Source organism: Actinomadura violacea, from assembly GCF_017573465.1.
In the GTDB taxonomy this organism is placed as follows: Bacteria; Actinomycetota; Actinomycetes; order Streptosporangiales; family Streptosporangiaceae; genus Spirillospora; species Spirillospora violacea.
This window is the reverse complement of record NZ_JAGEPF010000002.1, coordinates 435,829-459,802: the sequence shown is the minus strand read 5'-3', so window position 1 is coordinate 459,802 and position 23,974 is coordinate 435,829. Positions and strand designations below refer to the sequence as shown.

Here is a 23,974-nt window from a genome sequence, read left to right as displayed (position 1 = left end):
TCGGTGGTGCCGGGGTAGGTGGTGGACTCCAGCACCACCAGCATGCCCGGTTCCAGGCGCCGCGCGATGGTCTCGGCGGCGCCGCGCACGGCGGTGAGGTCGGGTCCGCCGTCGGGTGACAGCGGGGTGGGGACGCAGATGACGACGGTGCGGGCGCCTTCCAGGACGGTGTCGTCCAGGCTGGGGGTGAACCCGGCCGCCAGCATGTCGTGCACTTGGGCGGGTGAGACGTCGTCGATGTGCGACAGGCCGGCCTTGAGGCCGGCGACGACGCGGGCGTCGCGGTCCAGGCCGCCGACGTGCAGTCCGGCCCGGCAGGCCTCCCGTACCAGCGGAAGTCCCACATAGCCGAGTCCGATGACCACCAGATCCATGCCCGGCTCCCTTCGCGGTCGGTGCGCGCGCTCGGCGCGCTCCCGGATGTCAGGTATGGCGATTCGGTTCAGGCGCGGCCGGCCGAGGAGTGCCTCAGCGGAGGCCGTAAGCGGCCCGGTATCCCGTCGCGACGGCCCGCCAGGTGCGTTCCGCCCGAACCCATTCCCGGGCCCGCTGTCCTGTTTTTTGCCTACTTTCGGGACTGTAAGCCAGGTCTTCCAGACAATTCGCCCATGCTTCCGCGTTTTCTGGAACTGTTAACGCCCCGGTCACGCCGGGTTCCACAATTTCGCGAAGTGCCCTGACATCACTGGCTATGACGGGGATTCCCCCGGCCATCGCCTCCAGCGGTTTGAGAGGCGTCACCAATTGGCACACCCGGTCCGCCCGGCGCGGAACCGCGAACACATCGAGGAGCGCGTGGTAGCGGCGAACGGAACCCATCGGCACCCGCCCGGTGAACACGGCGTGAACGCCGTGCCCGGCGGCCCGCCGCTCCAGGGCGCCGCGCTCGGGCCCGTCCCCGACCAGCAGCAGCGTCACCGGCGCGCCGCGGTCGCGCAGCAGCGCCGCCGCGTCGACCAGCGTGTCGATGCCCTCGTAGCCGTAGAACGACGACGTCAGGCCGACGACCGTCGCGTCCGCCGCGATGCCGAGCTCCGCGCGCAGGCCGGCGGCGTCCGGCAGCGGCTCCAGGAACGCCTCGTCCACCCCGTTCGGCACCACGAAGATCTTCTCCTCGGGGACGCCGCGCGACGCGATCTCCGCGCGCATCGCCTCGCCGAGCGTGACGACCGCGTCGGCCTCGGCCATCCGCCGCGTCTCCAGCTCCCGGGTCAGCCGGTAGAACTCGTCGGACTCGCTGTGCGCCGGGTCGCGCGACAGCCACGAGTCCTCCAGGAACCCGCGCACCTCGTACACGACGGGCAGCCCGTGCCGGCGGCCCAGCTCCAGCGCGACCGCCGCGTTCAGATGGTTGCTGACCGCGTGCAGGACGTCCGGGCGCAGCTCCTCGACGAGCCGCCCGGCGAGGTCGGCGCCCTTGGCCACGGCCCGGACGGGCCCGGCGGGCGGCAGCCACGGCAGCAGCCGGTGGTACGGGACGCCGTCGACCTCCACCCGGGCCCGCGCGTCGCCGACGCCCTGGCTGAGCGGGTGCCCGAGCCGCGTCGCGACGTGGGTGTCGAACCCCATCTCGCGCTGCGCCAGCGCGATCCGGTGCGTCCGGACGGTGTACCCGGCGTTCGTCGCCGGCAGCGCGTTCGTCACGAACTGCAGCACGCCCGTCCCGGAACCGCTCCGGGACCGGGCGGCGCGGCCGGAGGCCGGCGGGGTGTGCGCCAGCAGGGCGCGCAGCTCCGCGTTCTCCCGCCGGGCGCCGCGCGGCCGCGGCACCGCCAGCCGGGACCGGCGCAGCCGGCGCCCGCCGAGCGGCCCGGGCGCCGCCCGGGCCAGCAGCCGCACCGCCAGCCGGGGCGCCCGCCCGGGATCGTCACGGACCTGCCGCCAGGTGAGTCCCAGCAGGTAGACCGGGCGCTTCATGGTGGGGGACGACCCCCACGCCCCCGAGAAAAGCCTTTTCAGGGCAATGTTCCGCACGGCGACGGAGCGTAGGCAACCCCGATGAACAGAAAGGAAATTGTGGTGGCACCCATCGTGCACGTCCTCGGCGCGCGGCCGAACTTCGTCAAGGCGGCTCCGGTCATCGGCGCCCTGCGCGCCGCCGGAGCGGACCAGGCGGTGATCCACACCGGGCAGCACTACGACGCCCGGATGTCGGAGATCTTCTTTGACGAGCTCGGACTGCCCGAGCCCGACGTGAACCTCGGCGTCGGCTCCGGCGGGCACGCCGAGCAGACCGCGGCCCTCATGGTCGGCCTTGAACGGGAGTTCACGAGCCGTTCACCGGCGCTCGTCATCGTGTACGGCGACGTGAACTCGACGATCGCCGCCGCGCTGGTCGCGGCCAAGCTGCACATCCCGGTCGCGCATGTGGAGGCCGGGCTGCGCTCCTTCGACATGACCATGCCGGAGGAGGTGAACCGGCGGCTCACCGACCAGCTCTCCGACATCTGCCTGGTGACCAGCCCCGAGGGGATCGGCCACCTGGCGAACGAGGGCGTCCCGGTGGAGCGCGCGCACCTGGTCGGCAACCCGATGATCGACACGCTGCTGGCCAACCTCGACTCCTTCGACACCGCGAAGGTGCGCGCCGCGCACGGGCTGCCCGACCGGTACGTCCTCGCGACCATGCACCGGCCCGCGAACGTCGACGCGCCGCGGACCGCCGCCGCGCTCGTCCGGCACCTGCACGGCGTCGCCGACCTCGCCGACCTCGTCATCCCGGTGCACCCGCGCGGCCGCGCGAACCTGCTGGCCGCCGGCCTCGACGACCACGACCGGGTGCACGTCCTCGACCCGCTCGGCTACATCGACTTCATCGCCGCCGTGCGCGGCGCCGCGGCGGTCGTCACCGACTCCGGCGGCCTGCAGGAGGAGACGACGATCCTCGGCGTGCCGTGCCTGACCGTCCGGCCCAACACCGAGCGGCCCATCACCATCACCCACGGGACCAACCGGCTCGTCACCTTCGAGGAACTGGTCCCCGCGGCCCGCAAGGCCCTGGAGTCCGGCGCGCAGGCGGGCGAGCGGAAGCCGCCGCTGTGGGACGGCCACGCCGGCCCCCGCATCGCGGAAGTCGTCATGACGTATCTCGGCGAGAACGGAGCCCTCGGATGAGCGGACCCGACGGCGCGAAGGCGAACCGGCAGGCGGCGCGGCTGCGCGCCGCCCTCCGGGAGCGCGAGGCGCGCGTCCAGGAACTGGAACGGCGCCTCGGCGCCCTGGAGACCTCCGTCGCCCTGCAGTTCGGCCGGCTCGTCGCCGGCGCGGCCCGCAACCCGCGCCGCCGCGGCGCCCGGCTGCCGAAGGAGCTGTACCGGCTCTGGCGCAAGCGGAACGGTCCCGAGCAGGGCCCCGCGCCGTCCGGCGGCGAGCGGCTCCAGCTCGACCGGATCGACCGGCCCGAGGACCGGCTGCTCGCCGCCGCGCCCCACGACGGGATCGTCGTCGCCGGGATCTTCGCCCCCGCGACGGCGATCGCGCTGCGCGAGCACGCCAAGGTCGTCCCGCTCTACCCGCACGACGCCACCATCGTCCTCGACACCGCCGACGTGGACCTCGTCCTCGTCGACGCGGCGGCGGGCGAGCCCGGCGGGCCGTGGGCCTACCTCGGCGTCCCCGGCATGTACGACCGGGACCGCGCGCTGCACGACGTCCGCACGCTGGCCCGCGCCCGGTCGCTGCCGCTCGTCCTGTGGGGCGAGGCGCCGCCCGCGACGCTCGCGCTCCTCGACTGGGACGCCACCGCCGCCACGCCGGGCCGCCTCGCCGGACTGGCGGACCCCGCGAACCGGGCGGAGCCCGGGGGGACCGGGGGCGCGCCTCCGGAAATGACGCTGCCTCGTTGAAAGGAACTGCTGTGCGACCACGTGCCCTCGTCTACGGAGACGTCGACCTCAACCTCATCGACGGATCGGCGATCTGGGCCCAGGGCATGGTCCAGGCGCTCGCCCGCGCCGGCTGCGCGGTCACCCTGGTGCTCAAGGCCCCGGTCCGGACCGGCCGGCTGGTCGACCCGCTGCGCGCCCTGCCCGGCGTCACCGTCCGCAGCCCGCACGCCGAGGGCCTGGTCGACGGCGAGGCGGGCATGCCCGCCAAGCAGGCCGCCGCCGTCCTCGCCCGCATCGACGAGGCCGAGCAGCGTGACTCGTGGGGGGACGACCCCCCGCACCCCCCGGGAACGGGGTTCGACCTCGCCGTCGTCCGGGGCCGCCGCCTCGCGGGCAAGCTGTCGCACGGGCCGCTCGCCGGACGCCTCTGGACGTACCTGACCGACGTCCCGCAGTCCGCCGGCGAGTTCACCGGCTCCGCCAAGGGCGAGCTGCGCCGCATCGCCGACGCGTCCCGCGTGCTGCTCTGCCAGACCGAGGAGCTGCGCGGCTTCCTGGAGAGCGCCGTCCCCGCGACCGCGGGCAAGAGCGTGCTGTTCCCGCCCGTCGTCGTGCTGCCCGACGGCCTCGAACCGCGGCCCGACGGCACCCCGGACGGCCGCGCGCTCAAGCTCGTCTACACCGGCAAGTTCGCGCCGCGCTGGAACACCTACGAGATGACCTCGCTGCCGCGGCTGCTCGCGATGCGCGGCGTGGACGCCGAGCTGCACATGGTCGGCGACAAGATCCACGACGACCCGAAGGACCCCGGGTTCGCGGTCCGGATGCGCACCGCGCTGGAGTCCGGGGACGGCGTCGTCTGGCACGGCGGCCACCCGCGCGCCGAGGCGATGCGGCTGACCGCGGCGGCCGACGTCGGGCTGTCGTGGCGGCACCCGGAGATGGACGCGAGCCTGGAGCTGTCCACGAAGGTGCTGGAGTGCGGGACGCTCGGCGTCCCCGTCGTGCTGAACCGGACGCCGATGCACGAGCGGCTGTTCGGCGCCGACTACCCGCTGTTCTCCGCCACCGAGGACGACGTCCTCGACGCGCTGACGATCATCGGGAAGAACCCGGAGGTGTACACGCTCGCCGCCGAGCGCTGCCGCACCGCCGCCGAAGCGTTCACCCTGGACGCCGCCGCCGGGCGCCTGCGGGACTGCCTCGCGCAGACGTTCCCGGAGCCGTCCGCCGCCGTCCTCGGCGCCGCCGCGGAGCACGAGCGCCGCGCCGCCCAGCCGGACGCGCCGACCCGTCCGCACGTCCCCGCCGCGGGTCAGCGGCGCCTGCGCGTCGGCGTCGCGGGCCACGACCTGAAGTTCTTCACCCGCCTGCTCGACTACCTCAGGTCGCGGCCCGACATGGAGGTGCGCGTCGACCCGTGGGCGGCGCTGCGCGTCCACGACGAGGAGCGCAGCCAGGAGCTCGTCGACTGGGCCGACGTGATCGTCTGCGAGTGGTGCGGGCCGAACGCCATCTGGTTCGCCCAGCGCAAGCGGCCCGGCCAGCGGCTCGTCGTCCGGCTGCACCGCTTCGAGCTGTACGCGCGCTGGCCCCGCCACCTCGACATCGACGCCGTCGACCAGGTCATCTGCGTCAGCCCGCACTACGCGCGGCTGACCCACGAGATCCTCGGCTGGCCCATGTCCAAGATCACCACGGTGCCGAACTGGGTGGACGACCGGCAGCTGGACCGGCCGAAGCTCGCCGGCGCCGAGCACCACCTCGGCATGATCGGCATCGCCCCGTCCCGCAAGCGCCTCGACCTCGCCTTGGACGCGCTGGAGGAGCTGCGCCGCGACGACCCGCGCTTCACCCTCTTCGTCAAGTCCAAGCTCCCGTGGGAGTACTGGTGGATCTGGCAGAAGGACGAGGAGCGCGCCCACTACGAGCAGGTGTTCCGCCGCATCCGCCGGTCGCCGGTGCTGTCCGGCGGCGTCGTGTTCGACTCCTACGGCCGCGACGTCGCGTCCTGGCTGCGCCGCATCGGGTTCGTGCTGTCCACCAGCGACGACGAGAGCTTCCATCTCGCGCCCGCCGAGGGGATGGCGTCCGGCGCGGTGCCCGCGCTGCTCGGCTGGCCCGGCGCCGAGACGATCTACGACACCCGCTGGATCCACGCCGACCCGTCGGCGATGGCCGCCGCGATCTCCGGGACGGTCGCCCTCGGCCGCTGGGAGGACGACGCGCGCCTCGCCCGCGACCAGGTCCGCGCCGCCTACGGGCTGGACGAGGTGTGCCGCCAGTGGACCGACCTCCTCGCCGCCGCCCCATGACCGCGAGCGGGGCGGGTCACAGCTGGTAGGAGGGCTCGGGGTAGATCTCGATGTGCTTGACGTCGACGGTGCGCGGGACGCCCCTGGTGTGGATCGCCTGGACGGACCAGCCCGGCGGGAAGGACGTGTAGGCGTCGGTGTCGGCCGGACCGGTGCCGCCCACGATCCGGCCTCGGGAGTCCCGCAGGACGGCTGAGGCGTGGCCGTCGTCGTAGACCGCGGACGCGCCGGACTCGACCCGGAACGTGATCGACAGGTCGTACCGCCGCTCCCGGCGCATCTCGGCACGATCGGGATCGGCGAGCCAGAAGAACTGCGTCTTGTCGACCCGGTAGAGGTCTGCCTTGACCAGGCTCGCGGTCAGATGCGGGACCCGCTGGTCGCCGGGCGGGAGCCACTGGACGGCGCCGAGCGCGAAGCTGAGCCGGGCGGCGCCGGCCCGCTTCACGTAGGTGTCGTCGCCGATGCCGTAGCGGGCGCCGGGCAGGATGTAGGGGGTGCTGCGGTGCCGGGCGAAGTCGCTCACCTTCCCGATCAGCTGCGCGCCGCCGCGGTCGAGGATCCCGACGGTCACCGGGACGGCGGCCGCCGACGTCCGGCTGGTGTTCTCCAGGACGAGCCCCCAGCTGACCTGCTCCTCGCCGGCGGCGTCCCGCCGGGTGCTGAAGCCGTGGTCGACGATCCGGACCGTCCCCGCGTCGGCCGCCTTCGGGGCGGGCGTGGCGAAAGCGCTGATCTGGGGAGACGGGCCCGGCGACGGCGCGGCGCCCTGCGCGGCGGACTCCCCGGAGCCCCAGGGGCGGGCGAACGCCAGCAGGAGCGCCACCGCGGCCACGGCCGCGCACAGCGAGGCCCGCCCGTACAGCTTTGCGGCCGGATGCCGCCCCTCGCCGTCGCCCACGCGCGATCACCTCCGCCGCCGACTCTGATGGACGCCGACTCTGATGGACGCCGCCGGGCGGCGGTTCTGACCTGGCCGGAAACGGCCGACGGAGAACCGGGCGGGTCCGGGCCGCCGTCTGAGGGGCATCGCCGAGTGATCAGGAGACGGCCTGTGCGGGAGTTCCGGTACCGGCGGCGCCGGGCCGTCGCGGGCGGCATCACGCTGGCCGGGGTCCTGCTGGCCGCGGCCTTCCACGCGACCCACGGACCGCCCGAGACGGTCACGCTGGTCCGCGGCTACTACGAGGCGATCAGGAAGCACGACGTCCGCAAGGCGCTGAAGATCGCGAAGGCCGAGCCGCCGGCGGGGGAGGCCGCGCGGTTCCTCGCGCCCCGCGCCCTCGACCACTGGAGGATCGGCGCCGTCACCGAGACGGACGGCTTCGAGTACAGCGGAGACGACGACGCCGAGGTCACCGTCGTCCTCATCGGGGAGCACCGGAAGCGGTACGAGGGGACCGTGAAGCTGGTGAAGGGGCGGGGCGGCGTGCGGATCGCCGAGCCGCTGATGAGCCTGCGGTTCCAGGCGACCGCCATGGACTACGTCGAGGCCGGCGGGATGCGGGCGCCCTACCAGGGGGACCCCCGGACCGAGAGCCTCAGCGTGGAGTACCGGGTGCTCCCCGGCCTCTACCGCTTCTACCAGGGCCGGCAGGACCTGCTCCGGGTCGCCGCCGGGCAGACGCCCGTACTTCCCGGTGCCAACGGCTCCTCACCGGGGTGGGTGGGCGTGGTGCCGGAGTTCACCGTCACGCCCGCCGGGCAGCGCGCGGTGTCGCAGGCGTACGACGCGGTCATCGACCGGTGCGCGGAGACCCGCGGCGTTCCCAGGGCGGAATGCCCGTTCGGTCTCACTCCCTATGGCGACATCAAGTCGCGTGACGAGTCCGTGTCCGACTTCGGGAAGCTCACCTGGCGGGTGCGGACCTATCCGACGATCACCGCCGTCGTCCAGCGGGGCGGCCTGTGGATCGTCGACCGGGAGCGGGGCGTCGTCGAGCTGAGCGGCTCCGGCCGCATCGACGGGAGCGGGCCCAGGCGGCCGTTCACCCTCACCTGCGGGACGGTCGCCCGCCGGACCTTCGCGAGCGTGGCGTCCGGCGGCACGGTCTCGATCACCGGGCCCGTCAAGGGCGGCGAGCCGTGGGACACCTGCCGCGACGGCGCGCTGTCGGCGTCCTGACCGCCTCATCCGGCCTCCACCCGCGGGCGGAGACCGGACGGGAGGGTCAGCCGGAGCTGCCGACGACCGCGGCGCCGGCGGCCTCGCCGATCTCCTCGGCGGGCAGCTGCGCCCGGTAGCCCTCGATCTTGCCGTTCAGGCTGGCGAGGCTGCGGCTGTAGTCCCGGCTGGACAGCCAGAACTTGTAGATGATGAACAGCTCGAAGGCCAGCATGCCGGCCGCGCTCACGCACACCACCGGGATGATCGCGCCCGGCACCGCCGCGGCGATCACCGGGGCGACGATGAACACGCCCATCTGGAACTCGATGCCGCTGATCAGGTGCGGGCGGATCCGGCCGCGCAGCAGCACGTTGCGGATCCGCAGGTACCAGGGGAACCGCTTGTAGAAGCCCGCCTGCAGGTCGTGGTTGGCGCGGTCGGTGTCGCCGAGGACCCGCTCCTCCATCTCGGGGTCGGCGCCGAGCGCGCCCTCCGCCGAGCGCAGGTCCGCGCCGACCTCGCCGGCCTCCGGCGCGGCGCCGCTCGCCCGCCGGACCGCCTCCTCCAGCTCCTCCGCCTGGCGCCGCGTCTCGATCAGCGTGGTCCGCATCTGCGAACGCACCTTGTAGATCTCCAGGGCGTCCATGTAGCGGAGCATGTCCAGGAAGACGACGCCGAGCGCCGTCCACACGTAGGCGACGTTGTCCGTCGCCGCGTACTGCCCGGCCATCAGCGCGACCGCGCAGGCCAGCACCCGCACCCGGTCGAAGATGTAGTCCAGCCACGCGCCGAACACCGACCCGGTGCCCTTGAGGCGCGCGATCTTGCCGTCCATGCAGTCGAGCGTGAACGACAGGTGGTAGAGCAGCGCGCCGACGAGCAGCCACGGCCAGGACGCCGCCGCGAAGCAGGCGCCCGCCCCGAGGCCGAGGACCAGCGCGCCCACGGTCAGCTGGTTCGGCGTGATCCGCGTCCGGTTCGCGGTGAACTTCACCAGGTGGGAGGCGAGCGGGTCGACCAGCACGACCGTCCACCACGCGTCACGCGCCTTGTACGTCCGTTGCCGAACGTCGTCGAGCGTGAAGTTCGCCATGGAGGGATTCCTTTCGTCCTGGAACCGCTCGATGGTATCGGCTGTCCGGATGCGGTCTCGGGCATTGTCACCGACTCGTGACTCGGTTAGTGGGGGAGACGAGGCCTACGGGACGCCTGTGCCGCTCGTCCGGATCGTTTTGATCGATGGCCCTGGGTAGGCTTTGGCGGTGCGCGTCAGACCTATGGCAGTTCTCGCCCAATTGCCCTTCGCCTGCGTGCTGGCGGTGGCCGTCTGGATCCGGATCGTCGCGGTCCGCGGGTATCCGGCGCCACACTGGACGGGCGACTCGCCCAGCTACCTCCAGGCCGCCCTTGACCTCCGGCCCGGCGAGACCCGGCCGAGCGGCTACCCGATCCTGCTGTGGATGCTGAAGCCGTTCCACTCCTTCACGGTGATGGTGGCGGTCCAGCACGCGATCGGCGTGCTCTGCGGCGTCCTGGTGTACCTGCTGGTCTGGCGGGCCGGGCGGGCGGCGTGGCCGGTCGGCCCCGGCGGCGACGCGGGCCGCCTGGCCTGGCGCCACCTCGTCCCCGGGCTGCTGGGCGCCGCGCTGACGGTGCCGGTGCTGCTGGACAGCTACCAGCTCGCCCTCGAGCACCTGCTCATGTCGGACTCGCTGTTCACGTTCCTGCTGCTGGCGGCGGTGACGGCCGCGCTGTGGCGGCGCCGGGCGACGTGGTGGCTCGGCGCGCTCGCCGGGATGCTCGCCGCGTTCGCCGCGGTGACAAGGTCGGCCGGGCTGCCGCTCGTCGCGATCATCCTGCTCGGCATGCTGCTGCGGCGCGCCGGGTGGCGCGCCCTCGCCGCCGCGGTGATCGCGTTCGTGCTGCCGCTCGGCGGCTACATGTACTGGTTCAAGCAGACCTACGGCGACTTCACCGTCACCCGGGCGAGCTCCATCTGGATCTACGGGCGCACCGCCGCATTCGCCGACTGCGCCAAGATCAAGCCGCCGCCCGAGCTGCGGATCATGTGCCCGAAGGACAGCAACCCGCAGATCGCCCCGGCGTTCGCCGTGCTGTGGACGCCCGACTCCCCGTTCCGGCAGATCCCCGGATGGATCACCGGGGAGCAGGCCAACCGGATGGCGAGCGAGTTCACCAAGGACGCGATCGAGAAGCAGCCCGGCGACTACGCGCGCATCGTGGTCCGCGACACCTGGCGGTCCTTCGACTGGAACCGCGAGCCGTACCCGACGCCGTGGACGTGGCTGGAGTACAGGTTCTCCCCGGGCGAGTCGTGGGACGACGAGCAGGCGCTCGTGGCCGCGAAGTACGACCCGGCCGGCGGGGAGACGAAGGTCGTCCAGCCCTGGGCCGGCCGGATGCTGACGTACCAGAGCCACATGTCGATGCCCGGCACGGTCCTCGGGCTCGTCCTGCTCGGCGGGCTGGTGCTCGCGCTGCCGCACATCGGGCGGCGCGGCACCCGGTGGCGGTGGTTCGGGCCCGTCCGGCACTGGGGGACCGGCGCGCTCATGCCGTGGGGGACGAGCCTCGCGCTGCTGGTCATCCCGGCGGCGACCGCCGACTTCGACTACCGCTACGTGCTGCCCGCCGTGCCGTTCGCGTGCGTGGCGCTCGGCCTCGCGCTCATCCCGTCGCCGCGCCGCGTCCGCGAGGACCCGGTGGACGGCCCGGGCGAGGGCCAGGACGACGACGCGCCCGCCGCCGAGAAGTCCCTCAGCGCCTGATGTCCGGCCGCCAGGCGCCCGACGGCAGGCCCGGGGGCGCCTAGCGCCCGGTGTGGCGGCGCGGGCGGGCCTGCAGCTCCGCCAGCATCCGCTCCCAGCTCTCGGCCACCACGGCGATGTCGAACCGGGACGCCGCCGCCGCGGCGTGCACCGCCATGTCCCGGCGCAGCTCCACGTCGTCGATCATGCGCAGCAGCGCCTCCGCGAACGCGCCGGAGTCCTCCGGCGGGACGAGCAGCCCGTCGCGGCCGTCGGTGACGATCTCGCGCGGCCCGCACGGGCAGTCGAACGCGACCACCGGCAGCCCGCACGCGAACCCCTCGATGATCGTCATGCCGAACGACTCGGCGCGCGAGGACACCGCGAGCACCGACGCCTTGGCGAGCTCGCCCTCCATGTCGTCGGTCGGCTCCATCATCAGGACGTTGTTGTAGAGCCCGAGCCGCGTCGCCCGGCGGCGCAGCTCCTCGCGCCGGGGGCCGTCCCCGTAGATCCGCAGGCTCCACTCCGGGCGCTTCTCCGCGACCTTCGCGAACGCGTCGATCAGCAGGTCGTAGCCCTTGATCCAGACGACCCGGCCGGCCGCGACGACGACCCGGTTCTCCTGCCGGGACCGCGGATGCACCCGGGCCGGCAGCCCGTTCGGGATCGTGCGCACCGGGCACGTCCCGGCGGGCAGCAGCTCCTCGTAGGCGGCGCGGTCCGCGGCGGTCAGGCAGGTGAGCGCGTCCAGCCGCGGGTACCACTCCTTGATCTCCGCGAGGATCCCCGGCTCGTTGATGCCGAGCTGGAGATGCTCCTGGCCGACCACGACCACCCGGCGGGGGGCCAGCCGCGCCGCCGCCAGGTTCAGCCCGGCGCGCGTCGTGACCAGCACGTCGGTGTGCGGGCGCCGCAGGAACCGGGTCAGCCGGTCATCGGTCCAGGCGCTGTACTTGTTGAAGCTGCGCTCCTCCGGGTGGACCATCGCCGACGGCTCCGGCATCAGCCGCTCGGCGCGCGCGGTGTGCGGCCACGGGACGGCCGCGCCGGGCCGCAGGTCGACCAGGGAGCGCAGCCGCACCCGGTCCGACAGCGGCAGGACGGGCTTGTCCCGGTCCCGCAGCACGCTCACGACCTCGACGTCGTGCCGCCGCGACAGCTCGTCGGCGAGGGTGAACGTGCAGCGGACGGTGCCGTCGATGGAGAAGGCCTCCAGCAGCAGGAAAGTGATCTTCATGTGCCGTCGTCCCCCGCGGGGCGGCACGAGACCGCGAGCTGGTCCCGCTCGGTGTAGTAAGGGCGCACGGCCATCTCCCGGCCGCCCGGCGCGGCGACCTGCCGGGGGTAGGAGAGCTTGCCGCGCTTGCCGGGCGCGTCGTCCAGCCAGGTGCCGAGGCGGGCGTGCACGTCGCCCACGTCGAGCCACAGGTCCCACAGGGCGGGCTCGGCGGCGGCGAACGCCTCGACGGGCAGCCGGCCGTGGAACGCCGTCCCGTCGAGGCGGGCCTCACCGGACACGGTGCCGCCGCCCTCGCGCGCCGCGGCGACGAGCCGCGCCGTCTCGCCGGGCCGCGGGCCCGCGTACGCGAGCCACCCGTCGACCCGGATCTCGCCGTCGCGCGGGTGGACCGCCGCGACCTCGGCGTGCGGCGCGACCGCGCGGACGCGCAGCCGGGCGTGCCCCTTCCGCGTCCGCACCACGCGGACCGCCTGCTCCCGCGGGAGTCCGGAGTAGGCGCGCAGCTCGTCCAGCGAGAAGCCCGGGTCGTCCGTCGGCACCGGCAGGACGGCGCCGTCCCCGGCCTCGAAGACCGGCTCCCACGTCCCGGTCGCCAGACCGGCCACGTCCACCTCCAGCGAGCGCCGGTCGCCCGCCACGGGCGCCGGGCGCGTCTCGCCCGACGCCCGGTGCCGCAGCGCGACCCGGCACCCCTCCGGCAGGGGTGCGGGCCACCGGATGCGCAGGCGGTCGTCGGAGCCCACACGGCAATGGTTCGCCACGGCGTCCAATGTCCGAGCCTTCCCCGATGTCTGTCGTGCCGGGCGGGCAGCCTATCAACGCATCGGTTCCGCCCGGTCACGGATCGCTACAGTTGCTCAGCTTTGCGGCGGGAACACCCGGTCCACGGTCCGCGCCGCGGCCTTCCCGTCGTCCAGCGGGCAGAACCGCGCCACGAACTCCTTGTACCTGTCCTGGTGGCCCGCCGTCGCCGCCTCGACGTCGCGGATCGCGTCGATCAGGTCGTCGGAGGTCTCCACCAGCGGCCCCGGCGCCTCCGCCTCGAAGTCGAAGTAGAAGCCGCGCAGCCGGTCCCGGTAGTCGGCCAGGTCGTAGGTGAAGAACAGCATCGGCCGACCGGTGTTGGCGTAGTCGAACATCACCGACGAGTAGTCGCTGATCATCATGTCGGAGATCAGGTACAGCTCGGTGATGTCGGGGTACAGCGACACGTCCCGGACGAAGCCGTGCTCGTCCTCGGTGACGCCGTCCACCACGTTGGAATGCAGCCGGACGAGCAGGACGTGGTCGTCGCCGAGCGCGGCGCGCGCGCGGTCCAGGTCGAGGCGCATGTCGTGCTTGTACCGGCCCCGGCTGTAGTACTGGTCGTCGCGCCACGTCGGCGCGTACAGCACGACCCGCTTGCCCTCCGGGATGCCGAGCCGCGCCCGGACCGACCTCGCGACCGCGTCCGCCTCCGGGCTGTACAGCAGGTCGTTGCGCGGGTACCCGACCTCCAGCATCTCGCCCTTGAACGCGAACGCCCGGCGGAAGATCTCCGTGCTGAACGGGTTCGGCGACAGCAGGTGGCTCCACTCCGGCACCGCCGGGCCGGACGGCCCCTTGTCCTTGCTCTGCAGCGCCGACTTCATCCCCGGCGCGTACGCGAAGTGGACCTCCTTGACGTCCCGGCCGATCTTCTTCAGCGGGGTGCCGTGCCAGGTCTGCAGGACGACCTGGTCGGGGTGGCGCTGGAACCAGTCGCCGAGCCGGTGGTTGGTGACGATGTACTTCGACGTCGTCACCGCCTCCTGCCACTCCCTGCCGTTCAGCCGGACGGCCTTCAGCGTGTCAGGGAGCTCGGCCTGCGCGTCGTTCACGACCCACAGCTGCTCCAGATCGGCGCCGCGCCGCAGCAGCTCCTCGTGGATCGCCTTCGGGCTGTCGGAGTACTGGCGCCCGTTGAAGCACGAGAACAGCACCGCGTCGCGGAGCCCGTCCCGGGCCACCTTGCGCCGCGCCTCCTCCCGGTACTTCGCGCCAGCGCTCTTCTCCTCGCCGGACACGTCGCCGGTGACGGCGACGACGAGCCGGCCGTCCTTGGCCTCCAGCGCGTAGCCGCGCCGCGCCACCTCCAGCAGGCCCGGCAGGCCGCGCTGCGCCGCCTCCGTCAGCCGGACCGTCAGCGCCCGCCCGCCCGGCGGCCGGAACAGCACGTCCCAGCGGCCCGGCCGCAGCGGCAGGATCCCCGCGACGCTCGGCACCGCCGCCGCCGGGACCTCCGCCCGCAGCGTGCCCGAGTCGTCGGGGACCAGGTCGAACGCGTGCTCCTTGCGGCGCCCGCGGCTGCGCACCACGATCTGCCCGGACGCGTGCGCCGGGTGCGTCGCCGCCAGCGACAGGGTCCCGTCGGGGCGCCACACGCAGTCGCTCACCGACAGCCGCGTCGTCGCCCGCCGCACCCGCACGTACCCGCCGGGGCCGTGGCCCGCGCTGACCTCCAGCGCGCCGGACGTGCGCCGCGCCTCCTCCACGCCCTCCGCGAGGACGAGCGGCCGGCCGTCCGCCGACAGCGTCCAGTCGCGGGTGTCGTCGATCGCGTCGGGATCGATGTCGACGTCCAGCGCGTCCGGGTCGACGCGGGCCGTCCAGCCGCCCGGCCGCTGCGCCACCGGGACCGGGACGCGCGCGTCGCCGAGCGTCAGCACCAGCTCCGCGGGCGGCCCGCCGGCCGCCTCCACCTCGATGATCAGCGCGGACCCGTCCCAGCGCAGCGCCGTCGCGCGCTCGCGGACCCGCTCCACCTGCACGACCAGCTGTCCGTCCACGACCTTCGGGACGACCCGCACGTCGTCGGCGACGTACCGGTAGGGCGGGTGCGCGCCCGTCCCCGAGCCGCCGCCGCGCACCGGGCCCTGCCGGAACACGCCCGCGTTCAGCACCGAGGCGTGCACCTCCCAGGTGCCCTCCGCCCACGCGCCGCGGTCCTTCAGCTTCGCCGCGTCCAGCGCGAACTCGAACCCGGTCCAGCCGCCCGACGACTTGCCCGGCTTCGGCGTCTGCCGCGCCTTCAGGTGGATCTTGCGGCGGCCGCTGCGCAGCGTCACCGTCTTGATCGACGTCCAGCGGCGGCGGGAGCTGACCGAGTTGATGTAGGCCTCGCCGGTGACGACCAGCCGGTCGCCCTCCCAGCGCACCGCGTGCGCCCGGCCCCGCATCTTCACCTCGTCGCGCGCCCGGTACACCTCGCGCGGGACGTCGACCTTCGCGTCCTTCCAGTACGGGTAGACGACGTAGCGGCGCAGCGGGTCCCGCACGATCGACGGCGAGGACTTGCCCCGCTCGTACCGGACGACCTTCACCAGCTCCATCGTGTGGCCCTCGGCGGCCAGGTGCCACTTCAGCCGGGTCAGCGCGGACGCCTCGGCGAACACCTTCGGCGACACGCCCTTGGCGTACGCCGCGGCCTGCGCGACGACCTGCTCGCGCTCCTCGCCGGACAGGTCCGGCAGGGCGTCCAGGAACAGTTTCAGCTCGGTCGTGACGAGCGCGAGCTGCAGCCGGCGCAGCTCCTTGACGTCGCCGCGCTCGGCGAGCCACGACGTCGCGAGGTTCGCCGCGCCGAAGCCGTCGGCGATCTCCTGCGGCTCGGTGGTCGGCGGGAACCGCCGTGACCGGCGGTGCAGGACGACGTCCGGCACCACGTCGACGGACGTGGCCAGGTGCAGCGCGCGCACCATGACCGGCAGGTCGTCGTAGCGGCCGAGGTCGGGGAACTCCAGGCCCGCGGAGTCCCAGAACGAGCGGCGCACCAGCGCCGTGGCGATCTTGCGGACGTGCAGCAGGTCCGGGCTGTGCTGCAGGTCGGTGGCCTTGGCGGGATCCGGGTTGTCGCCGCGCGCCTTCCACTGCGACACCTGCCCCGTCCACTCGCGGGACGCGTCGGGACCCATCGCGAGGTCGGACCCGGACGCCTCCAGCGAGGTCAGCAGCACGGCGACCGCGTCCGGCGGCAGCGGGTCGCCGCCGCCCGCGAACAGCAGGAACTCGCCGCGGCTCTCGGCCACCCCGAGGTTGCGGGCCGCCCCCCTGCTCGGCGCTCCGCTGCGGACGATCCGGAACCGCTCGTCGGGCAGCTCCGCGCGGGCGGCCGTGCCGGTGCCGTCGTCCACGACCAGGACCTCGAGGTCCTGGAACGTCTGGGCCGCGATCGAGTCCAGGGCGTCGCCGAGGTCCTCTCCCGCGCCGTGCGCGAGCACGATGACACTGATCCTGGGGGCGGTCATGCCCACTCCTTCGAGGGCTGTGCGAGCCGGAGCCGGCGGTCCGGTCGCGGACGGTCAGGGGATGGGAGGCCGGCGTCCCGGCACGCGGCCGCTACGCCGGGCCGGACCCCGCGGAGGAGGCCTCCGACGGCGCCGCCGGGGACGGCATCGGCGGGAGCTCCTCGCCGAGGAACACCCGGCGCACGGCCCGCTCGGCCGCGTTGCCGTCGTCCCAGGGGCAGAACCGCGCCCGGAACGCCTCGAGGTTCTTCGCCGCGGCGTCGCCCCAGGCCGCCCGGGACGCGAACGCGTCGACGAGCTCGGACTCGGCGTAGGCGACGACGCCGGGCGGGAACTCGGTGAGGTCGAAGTTCACGCCCCGGGTGAGCTTGTAGGTCTCCCAGTCGTTGGCGTAGATCACGATCGGCTTGCCGAGGTTGGCGTAGTCGAACATGACCGACGAGTAGTCGGTGAGCAGCGCGTCCGAGGCGATCATCAGATCCTCGACGGACGGGTGCTTGGAGACGTCGATGACCTGGTCCTCGGACCAGCCGAGGTCCGCGGCCATGTTCTTGAGCTTGTAGTAGTAGTGCGCGCGCAGCAGCAGGACGTGGTCGTCGCCGAGCTGCTCCATGACCCGGCCGATGTCGAACATCGGGGCGTAGCGCCGCTGGTAGTCGCGGTGCGTCGGCGCGTACAGGACCGCCGTCTTGCCCTCGGGGACGCCGAGCTCGTCGCGCAGCCGCGCCTGCTCCTGCGGCGTCGCGCGCACCAGCCGGTCGTTGCGCGGGTAGCCGGTCTCCAGCAGCTCGTACTTGCAGGGGAAGCCCCGCTCCCACGCCTCGCTCATCAGCGGGTTGGCCGACAGCAGGAAGTCCCACCGGTCGGACCGCTCGATCAGCGCCTTGAAGTCCATGTCGGCGGCGCCGACCGGGTACTCCATCTGGTCGAGGCCCATCTTCTTCAGCGGGGTGCCGTGCTGGGTCTCCAGGTGCACCTGGCCGGGCCGCTTGACGAGGTTGTCGGGGAAGTTGACGTTGTTGACGAAGTACTTCGCGGCGGCGAGCGTCCGGTAGTACTCCGCCGACCCGGCCACCACGTACTCCACGCCGTCCGGCATGGTCTTGCGCGCGCCCGGCTTCACGATCCACACGCAGCGGATGTGCGGCGCGATCTCCCGGACCTTCTCGTAGATCGCGGCGGGGTTGCAGGAGTACCCGCGGTACCAGTAGGCGGCGAAGACCGCGAGGTTCTCCTCGATCGGCATGTGCCGCCGCATCGCGTAGTAGCGCTCCTTGGCCACTTCCTTGGAGCGCAGCACGCCCTGCTTCTGCAGCCGCCGGACCTTGCGGCCGCGCTTCTTGGCCTTCGTCGCGAGCTTCGGGGTGTTGAGCCGCTCCCACGCCTTGAAGTCGCCCCGCTCGATCGCGCGGTGCTTGTCGGCCAGGCCGGGCTCGTCGTCCGGCGGGACGTGCCCCGCCGGCTTGTAGCGGTTGTAGGTCTTGGACATCTCGGCGAAGAACCGCTGCTTCTCCGAGGGGTAGACGCGGTCGGCGCGCTCGATGATGACCAGCAGGTGCCAGATCGTCCGGTCGAACATCACGGGCCGGAACCGGTCCATCTGCGGGCCCAGGTGGTCCATGAACGCGAAGATGCGGTCGTACTGGTCGAAAGCGTCGAAGTGCTTGGCGCTGGCGGTCTTGGTGATCGCGCCGCTGCGCCGCTGCCGGTAGACGTAGCAGACCCGGTCCAGGAAGCTGACCCGCTCGGCGGCCATGAGGACGGGGTAGGTGATGCTGACGTCCTCGTAGTAGCCGCTGTTGAAGCGCAGCCCGTGCTCGATCATGAACTCGCGGCGGATCGCCCGGTTCCAGACCGAGGTGAACATCTCCAGCAGGCTCGGCCGGTCGGCGAGCGTGAACACCTCGGGCGCGGGCGGCTCCCGGAACAGGTGGTTGATGATGCTGCGCTTGACCCGCCCGTTCCAGTAGGACCGGGCGTAGTCGAACATCAGCACGTCGGGGTTGGTCTCGGCGAGCCGGTCGCAGATCGCCTTGACGGCGCCCTCGGTGGCGTAGTCGTCGCTGTCGAAGAACCAGACGTAGTCGCCGGTCGCCATGTCCAGCCCGACGTTGCGGGCCTCGCCGAGGCCCACGTTGTCGACGAGGTGGCGCACCTTCACCCGGGAGTCGCGCTCGGCGTACTCGTCCAGGATCTCGCCGCAGGCGTCCGGCGAGGCGTCGTCGATCGCGATGATCTCCAGGTTCGGCACGTCCGGGACCAGCAGCGAATCCAGGCACTGCCGCAGGTACCCCTGCACTTTGTGCACGGGCACGATGATGCTCAGGGAGATGTCGTATTCACTGCTCACGCGAACGCCAATCAACTACTCGATGAATCTGGATCATACCCGCATCCGGCAGGTAAATCTTATGTCCTGCCATGAGAGGGCTTGAGTAGCCATCGGCCCTTGGGCTCGATCGCCCAATGGGTGAGCCGCTGCACGGGGGCGGTGCCGAGCAGCACGCCGGCCGCGAGCGCCCCCAGCGTCGCGGCGACCACGCCCGCCGGGGTGTTGAAGAAGTGCGCGTCGAAGACGCCGCCGTAGTCCAGCGTCTTCACGATGAGGCCGTGCAGCAGGTAGACGTACATCGTCCGGGTCCCGAGCGCGGTGTACCAGGCCCGGCCGCGCGGGACGGCCGCGAGGAACGCGGTGCCGAGGCCGACGGCGAGCGCCAGCGCGAGCAGCCGGTATCCCATGCCCTCCACCGCGCTGAAGTGCAGTTGCTCGTAGCCGCGGTTCCACAGCAGCACACCGTGCGCGATCTTCGGCAGGACGGTGCCGCGCTCCCAGACGTAGGCGACCGGCAGCGCCGCCAGCAGCACCGCGATGCCGGCCCAGCGCGCCCACTCGCGGTTGCGCGGGGCCTGCGCCAGCTCGGGCCTGATCGTGAGGCCGAGGACGAAGAACGGCAGCAGCGCGGCGGCCCGGCACAGCGTCGGGTCGGTGTTGAAGCTCCAGCTCCCGGCGACCAGCGACAACGCCACCGACACCGCGACGGGGTGCCGCAGGTGCGCCCACAGCGGGGCGCTCAGCCGCCACAGCACCAGCGCGACGAGGAACCACATCAGGAACTGCGGACGGAAAAGTTCCTGCAGCCGGAAATCATTTCCCCGGATGTACACCAGCTGCAGCCGGTAAAGCACGGCGAAGATCACGTACGGAACGACCAACGTGGGGAAAATTACCCTGAATTTGTCGGTCGACCGCATGAATCCGCGGGCGAAGTAACCGGAGACGAAGACGAACACCGGCATGTGGAAGCCGTACACCACGGTGTAGGCCGCGTCCACGGCGTGGCTGTCCTTGCGCAGGACCTCCCACACGTGCCCGAGGACGACCAGCAGGATCAGGAAGAACTTGACGTTGTCGAAGTAGGCGTCGCGCTGCCGGGGCGGAGCGGGGGGCTGCGGCGCGGGCCGCGCGACGGGGGGCTCGGGGACCGCCGGCGGGACGGGCGCCGGCCCGCCCGCGGGCGGACCGCCGGGCTCCGGGGGACGGGGCTGGGGGAGGGTTTCCGTCATGTCTCCGAAGGATTCATTTCGTCCGTGACTACCGTTCACGTGCGGGCAGGGCGACTCTAGTCCGCGATCGGCGCTCCTGGGGCCGGTTGCCGGATTGTTCCGGTCCGGCCCGGCCCTCAGCCGCGGCTCGGCCGGCGCAGCGGGGTGAACACCCAGGTCATCTTGGGCTCCAGCGCCCAGCTCATGGTCCGGCGGACCGGCGGGGAGCACAGGAACGTTCCGACGACGACGGCCCCGCAGATCACCGCGACCACGCCGGCCGGCGTGTGCATCCAGTCCGCGCCCCACCAGCCGGTGAAGTTCAGCAGCCGGGTGACGAAGCCGTGCAGCAGGTAGCAGTACAGCGTCGTCGCGCCCAGCGCGGTGAACCAGTACCGCTTGCGCGGGATCAGGGTCAGGAAGGCGGCGACCAGCACCGTCGCGCTCGCGAACATCGCCAGCCGCATCAGGGTGCCCTTGAAGTCGCCGACGCCGAGCTTGTCGTGCGGGTCCTTCCAGAAGATCCAGCTCACCGACATGTGCTTCATGACCAGGTAGGAGCACGCCAGCCCGATGACGAGGACGACCGCGCCGATGGGCCGCGCGATCGGCTTCTTCAGCAGCTCGAAGTGCTCCGGCCTGAGCTTCAGCCCGAGGACGTAGAACGGCAGCAGCCCGAACACCCGGTGGATGTCGAAGGTGCCGCCGAGGTCGCTCATGTAGGACAGCAGGGCGAACCCCATCGCGACGGCCAGCGGCCACCGGATCTGCTGCCACACCGGGGTCGACAGCCGCCACAGGAACAGCGCGCACAGGAACCACGTCAGGTAGTACGGGCTCAGCAGGCTGATCTCCAGGTCGTGGCGGCCCGCCAGCCAGTCGTACAGCGAGTACGCGACCTCGAACACCACGTACGGGACGCCGACGTTGGTGATGAGCTTGCGGGCCTTGCCGGGGGAGAACGTCCAGTTCCGCGAGAAGTAGCCGGTGATCACGATGAACAGCGGCATGTGGAACATGTAGATGAAGATGTACAGGCCCTTGGCCATCGGGACGTTCTGCAGGTTGGCGATCGAGTGCCCCGACACCACCAGCAGGATCGCGAAGTACTTCGCGTTGTCGAAGAACGGGTCGCGCTCCCTGCGCGGCTTCGGCGGCGAGGCGATCCGGACCGGACCGGCGCCCTGCCGCTCGCCCTCGGGCGGGGCCGGGGCCGTCGCGACCGCGCCGGCGGGCGCCGCCGCGTCGGGAGGCGCCGCCGGGTCGGGGCGGGGGTCGGGGACGGCGGGTGCGCTCCGGCCCTCCGGTATCGGCTGGTCGGCCGCCGTCGGCGCGGCGGCCTGCGGTCCCGTCTCGGCCCCCGAGGGCCAGGTGCTGTACGTCATGGCCTGCCGGTTCAAGCCCCCTTGCAGATGTCGTCGTTGGCGCGGATCTCGCCCTGCTGCGCGGGGATGCCCCCCTTGGCGCTCTTCAGGGCCGTCCAGTCGGAGCCGACGACCAGGTCCACCACGCCGGGCGTTCCGCCACTGGTCCGCGCGGCCGGGGCCGGCTTGCTCGGGATCAGCGCGGTGAGCGTCTGGGCCTGCTGGTCGGCCCCGGAACCGTACAGCACCTTGGTGGTCTTCGTGGCGGAGGCGTTGCCGCCGACCGTCACCTGGAAGCCCTGCGCCTCCAGGTCGGAGGCGACGCGGCTGGCCTGCCCGGCGATGCCGCTGCCGTTGTAGACCCGCACCCGCACCTGGTCGGGCTGGATCTTGGGGGCGGCCGTCTTGGACTCGGTCGGCACGGTCTTGTCGTTGCGGATCGAGGAGAAGAACGGCTGCGCGGCGGAGGTGAGCACCACCCGGTTCGGGTCGGAGGGGTCCGGGCCGTTGGGCGCGGTGACGAAGCGCAGCTTGCCCGAGGTCATGCCCTGCATGCCCTGGGCGATCTTGATCATGACCTGGGGGGTCAGTTCCTTGTCGGTGGTGAGCGACTTGGTCGTCGCGTTCATCAGCGGCAGCATCTTGGTCGGGTTGCTCAGCACCCCGGCGCTCATGGCCTTGCTCGCCAGCGCGCCCATGAACTTCTGCTGCCGCTTGATGCGGTCGAGGTCGGAGCCGTCGCCGAGGCCGTGCCGGACGCGCACGTAGGCGAGGGCGGTGGAGCCCTTGATGGTGTGCCTGCCCTTGGACAGGCGCAGCCCCGACTTCGGGTCGTTCACGGCCTTCGGCAGGCAGACCGGGACGCCGCCGACCGCGCTCGTGATGGCCTTGAAGCCGGTGAAGTCGACCTGCATGAAGTGGTCGATCCGGATGTCGGACAGGCCCTCGATCGTCTTGATGACGCAGGCGGCGCCGCCGATGGTGAACGCGGAGTTGATCTGCGCGTGCGGCTGGTCGGGCGACATGCCGCCGGCGTGGGTCTTGCACGACGGGATGTGCACGATGAGGTCGCGCGGGAAGCTGATGCCCATCGCCTGGCTGCCGCCCGGGGACAGGTGCAGCAGGATCATCGTGTCCGAGCGCGGCGGGTCGTTCTTCATCGACCGGCCGTAGCTGGCGTTGGCGCCGGCGCGGGTGTCGGACCCGAGCAGCAGGATGTTCATCGCGCTGTTCAGCTTCTTCGGCCGGTTGGGGCCGAGCTGGGCGTTGACGTCCTCGTGGTTGATGTTGCCCATCGCCTGCCGGTACAGGCCGTAGGCCGTGAGCGAGCCGGCCACCATGACCGCCGACAGTCCGACGCACGCCCACCCGAGGATGCGCCAGCCGCGTCGACGCGGCGCCGGCTGCGGGTCGGCGTCGTCGACGTACTCCATGTACATCGGGTTGCTGTTCATCGGCTCCGTGTCCGGGGGGCGCGGCCCGCTTTCAGGGGATCGGTCGGCTTGGTCTGCTCTGCTGGAACGGTCTGTCCTGCTCGAACTGTCCTACTGCTGTGACGGGGCTGGCCGTGGCTCGGTTGACAAAGCGCGGGCAAAGAGAGCGTAGGTCAGGCGAGCCGGCGCACGGACCCGGATGCGTCTTTCCAGCCGGGCAGTCCCGCCACCGCCGTCACATGCTCCACGGTCAAGCGTCGATCTAGGGTGGCTTTGTCAAAGTTTCGTTGGATTATGACGGAAGCACCTGAGGCTAGTGGTGCGACCAGGCCGGCAAGAACCCCGTCGAGGGTGCCGAACGGCATGTCGACCAGGATCCGCGAGGACGCGCCCAGCTCCCATTTCCGGGCGGCCGCGCGCGCCTCGGCGACCAGCTCGGCGCCGGTGAATGTGGTCTTTGTCACATCCAGGGCGGGCAGCGCGGGCGACACCTGCGGGCCCGCGGCGAACCGGTCGCCGTAGGAGCGGACCTCCGCCGCGTAGTCGGTGACCCCCACGGGGCAGTCGGCCAGCGGGCCGCCGAGCGGGTGCAGCGACAGCCCGACGACCTCCTCCGCGTCGGTGTCCAACCCCGGGTCCGCCAGCACCACGTCCAGCACCTCCTCGGCCGCCGCCAGGATGTACGGCCCGGACGCCCCGAGCGGTTCGGCGCCCGCCGCGGCGCGCTCGCGCAGCGCCGCCGGGTCGACCGGCTCGGCCACCAGCCCCGCCGACCAGCAGGCCGCCAGCCACACCGCGGTCTGCCAGTGCGGCGGCAGCGCGAGCACGACGCGCCCGCCCGGCTCCGCGGCCAGCCCGTCCACCAGGAAGTTCGCGGTCTTGGCCACCCAGTTGTCGAACGTCCGCGCGGACAGCTCGACGCGCTCGCCCCGCGCGTCGTCGTAGTAGGTGACGAGGGGCCGGGACGGGTCGTCGTCCAACCGCCGCCGCAGCAGCTCGGCGGGTCCGGACGCGGCGGGTTCGCTCTGGCTCATGGGGCGAGCGTAGAGCCCCGTGACCGGCCGGGACTCGGCAACGGGCCGGTACCGCTACGCTCCGACTCCGATGAC

The 23,974-nt window shown here is 72.5% G+C and carries 17 protein-coding genes; 5 read left to right on the top strand and 12 right to left on the bottom strand.

All coding sequences use genetic code 11. The annotated features are described in order from the left end of the window. A partial coding sequence (locus J4709_RS04400; protein ID WP_232382908.1) for an NAD(P)-binding domain-containing protein occupies positions 1 to 374 on the bottom strand: 374 nt, incomplete at its 3' end. A 94-nt stretch (positions 375 to 468) separates the two neighbouring features. Beyond that, positions 469 to 1,917, bottom strand: a complete 1,449-nt coding sequence (locus J4709_RS04395) for a glycosyltransferase family 4 protein (RefSeq protein WP_208237109.1) — start codon at positions 1,915 to 1,917, stop codon at positions 469 to 471. 81 nt (positions 1,918 to 1,998) lie between these two features. Here J4709_RS04395 and wecB point away from each other — a divergent pair, with 81 nt between their 5' ends. The 3 genes from wecB to J4709_RS04380 all read left to right on the top strand — a co-directional run bounded on the left by wecB (position 1,999) and on the right by J4709_RS04380 (position 6,142). Next, on the top strand, positions 1,999 to 3,114 hold the full coding sequence (gene wecB, locus J4709_RS04390; protein ID WP_208237108.1) for a non-hydrolyzing UDP-N-acetylglucosamine 2-epimerase: 1,116 nt from the start codon (positions 1,999 to 2,001) through the stop codon (positions 3,112 to 3,114). Continuing rightward, positions 3,111 to 3,845, top strand: a complete 735-nt coding sequence (locus J4709_RS04385) for a hypothetical protein (RefSeq protein ID WP_208237106.1) — start codon at positions 3,111 to 3,113, stop codon at positions 3,843 to 3,845. Before wecB ends, J4709_RS04385 begins: the two co-directional genes overlap by 4 nt. 86 nt (positions 3,846 to 3,931) lie before the next feature. Beyond that, positions 3,932 to 6,142: a glycosyltransferase gene (locus tag J4709_RS04380; protein WP_232382996.1), complete on the top strand. Its 2,211-nt coding sequence runs from the start codon at positions 3,932 to 3,934 to the stop codon at positions 6,140 to 6,142. Between the two features lie 16 nt (positions 6,143 to 6,158). Here J4709_RS04380 and J4709_RS04375 read toward each other — a convergent pair whose 3' ends face one another. Then, positions 6,159 to 7,043, bottom strand: coding sequence for a hypothetical protein (locus J4709_RS04375; RefSeq protein WP_208237101.1), 885 nt, complete (start codon positions 7,041 to 7,043; stop codon positions 6,159 to 6,161). A 153-nt stretch (positions 7,044 to 7,196) separates the two neighbouring features. Here J4709_RS04375 and J4709_RS04370 point away from each other — a divergent pair, with 153 nt between their 5' ends. After that, positions 7,197 to 8,267, top strand: coding sequence for a hypothetical protein (locus J4709_RS04370; RefSeq protein ID WP_208237099.1), 1,071 nt, complete (start codon positions 7,197 to 7,199; stop codon positions 8,265 to 8,267). 46 nt (positions 8,268 to 8,313) lie between these two features. On the opposite strand, the gene J4709_RS04365 is transcribed toward J4709_RS04370, so the two are convergent. Continuing rightward, entirely contained in the window at positions 8,314 to 9,342 is a 1,029-nt protein-coding gene (locus tag J4709_RS04365) for a CDP-alcohol phosphatidyltransferase family protein (protein WP_208237097.1), read from the bottom strand. Positions 9,343 to 9,511: 169 nt separating this feature from the next. On the opposite strand from J4709_RS04365, the gene J4709_RS04360 reads away from it, so the two are divergent. Beyond that, on the top strand, positions 9,512 to 11,038 hold the full coding sequence (locus J4709_RS04360) for a hypothetical protein (protein WP_208237095.1): 1,527 nt from the start codon (positions 9,512 to 9,514) through the stop codon (positions 11,036 to 11,038). A gap of 40 nt (positions 11,039 to 11,078) precedes the next feature. Here J4709_RS04360 and J4709_RS04355 read toward each other — a convergent pair whose 3' ends face one another. The 8 genes from J4709_RS04355 to J4709_RS04320 all read right to left on the bottom strand — a co-directional run bounded on the left by J4709_RS04355 (position 11,079) and on the right by J4709_RS04320 (position 23,899). Continuing rightward, positions 11,079 to 12,257 (bottom strand): glycosyltransferase family 4 protein, encoded by a 1,179-nt coding sequence (locus tag J4709_RS04355; RefSeq protein ID WP_208237093.1) that lies wholly within the window; start codon positions 12,255 to 12,257, stop codon positions 11,079 to 11,081. Continuing rightward, on the bottom strand, positions 12,254 to 13,003 hold the full coding sequence (locus J4709_RS04350; RefSeq protein ID WP_208237091.1) for a hypothetical protein: 750 nt from the start codon (positions 13,001 to 13,003) through the stop codon (positions 12,254 to 12,256). Before J4709_RS04350 ends, J4709_RS04355 begins: the two co-directional genes overlap by 4 nt. Before the next feature lie 114 nt (positions 13,004 to 13,117). Then, on the bottom strand, positions 13,118 to 16,525 hold the full coding sequence (locus tag J4709_RS04345; protein WP_208237089.1) for a bifunctional glycosyltransferase/CDP-glycerol:glycerophosphate glycerophosphotransferase: 3,408 nt from the start codon (positions 16,523 to 16,525) through the stop codon (positions 13,118 to 13,120). Between the two features lie 91 nt (positions 16,526 to 16,616). Further along, the gene (locus tag J4709_RS04340) at positions 16,617 to 18,875 is read right to left on the bottom strand and encodes a bifunctional glycosyltransferase/CDP-glycerol:glycerophosphate glycerophosphotransferase (RefSeq protein WP_208237087.1); all 2,259 of its coding nucleotides are present in this window, start codon (positions 18,873 to 18,875) and stop codon (positions 16,617 to 16,619) included. A gap of 59 nt (positions 18,876 to 18,934) precedes the next feature. Beyond that, the gene (locus J4709_RS04335) at positions 18,935 to 20,089 is read right to left on the bottom strand and encodes an acyltransferase family protein (RefSeq protein ID WP_208237085.1); all 1,155 of its coding nucleotides are present in this window, start codon (positions 20,087 to 20,089) and stop codon (positions 18,935 to 18,937) included. Between the two features lie 116 nt (positions 20,090 to 20,205). Then, on the bottom strand, positions 20,206 to 21,453 hold the full coding sequence (locus J4709_RS04330; RefSeq protein ID WP_208237083.1) for an acyltransferase family protein: 1,248 nt from the start codon (positions 21,451 to 21,453) through the stop codon (positions 20,206 to 20,208). Between the two features lie 11 nt (positions 21,454 to 21,464). Continuing rightward, entirely contained in the window at positions 21,465 to 22,886 is a 1,422-nt protein-coding gene (locus J4709_RS04325) for an LCP family protein (protein WP_208237081.1), read from the bottom strand. Between the two features lie 152 nt (positions 22,887 to 23,038). Next, positions 23,039 to 23,899: a TIGR03089 family protein gene (locus J4709_RS04320; RefSeq protein ID WP_208237079.1), complete on the bottom strand. Its 861-nt coding sequence runs from the start codon at positions 23,897 to 23,899 to the stop codon at positions 23,039 to 23,041. Positions 23,900 to 23,974 lie beyond the last annotated feature (75 nt).

Excerpts from the sequence above, each read along its gene's own strand:
- J4709_RS04395 (WP_208237109.1), bottom strand. The coding sequence starts at position 1,917 with ATGAAGCGCCCGGTCTACCTGCTGGGACTCACCTGGCGGCAGGTCCGT.
- wecB (WP_208237108.1), top strand. The coding sequence starts at position 1,999 with ATGAACAGAAAGGAAATTGTGGTGGCACCCATCGTGCACGTCCTCGGC.
- J4709_RS04385 (WP_208237106.1), top strand. The coding sequence starts at position 3,111 with ATGAGCGGACCCGACGGCGCGAAGGCGAACCGGCAGGCGGCGCGGCTG.
- J4709_RS04380 (WP_232382996.1), top strand. The coding sequence starts at position 3,932 with ATGGTCCAGGCGCTCGCCCGCGCCGGCTGCGCGGTCACCCTGGTGCTC.
- J4709_RS04365 (WP_208237097.1), bottom strand. The coding sequence starts at position 9,342 with ATGGCGAACTTCACGCTCGACGACGTTCGGCAACGGACGTACAAGGCG.
- J4709_RS04355 (WP_208237093.1), bottom strand. The coding sequence starts at position 12,257 with ATGAAGATCACTTTCCTGCTGCTGGAGGCCTTCTCCATCGACGGCACC.
- J4709_RS04345 (WP_208237089.1), bottom strand. The coding sequence starts at position 16,525 with ATGACCGCCCCCAGGATCAGTGTCATCGTGCTCGCGCACGGCGCGGGA.
- J4709_RS04335 (WP_208237085.1), bottom strand. The coding sequence starts at position 20,089 with ATGACGGAAACCCTCCCCCAGCCCCGTCCCCCGGAGCCCGGCGGTCCG.
- J4709_RS04330 (WP_208237083.1), bottom strand. The coding sequence starts at position 21,453 with ATGACGTACAGCACCTGGCCCTCGGGGGCCGAGACGGGACCGCAGGCC.
- J4709_RS04325 (WP_208237081.1), bottom strand. The coding sequence starts at position 22,886 with ATGAACAGCAACCCGATGTACATGGAGTACGTCGACGACGCCGACCCG.
- J4709_RS04320 (WP_208237079.1), bottom strand. The coding sequence starts at position 23,899 with ATGAGCCAGAGCGAACCCGCCGCGTCCGGACCCGCCGAGCTGCTGCGG.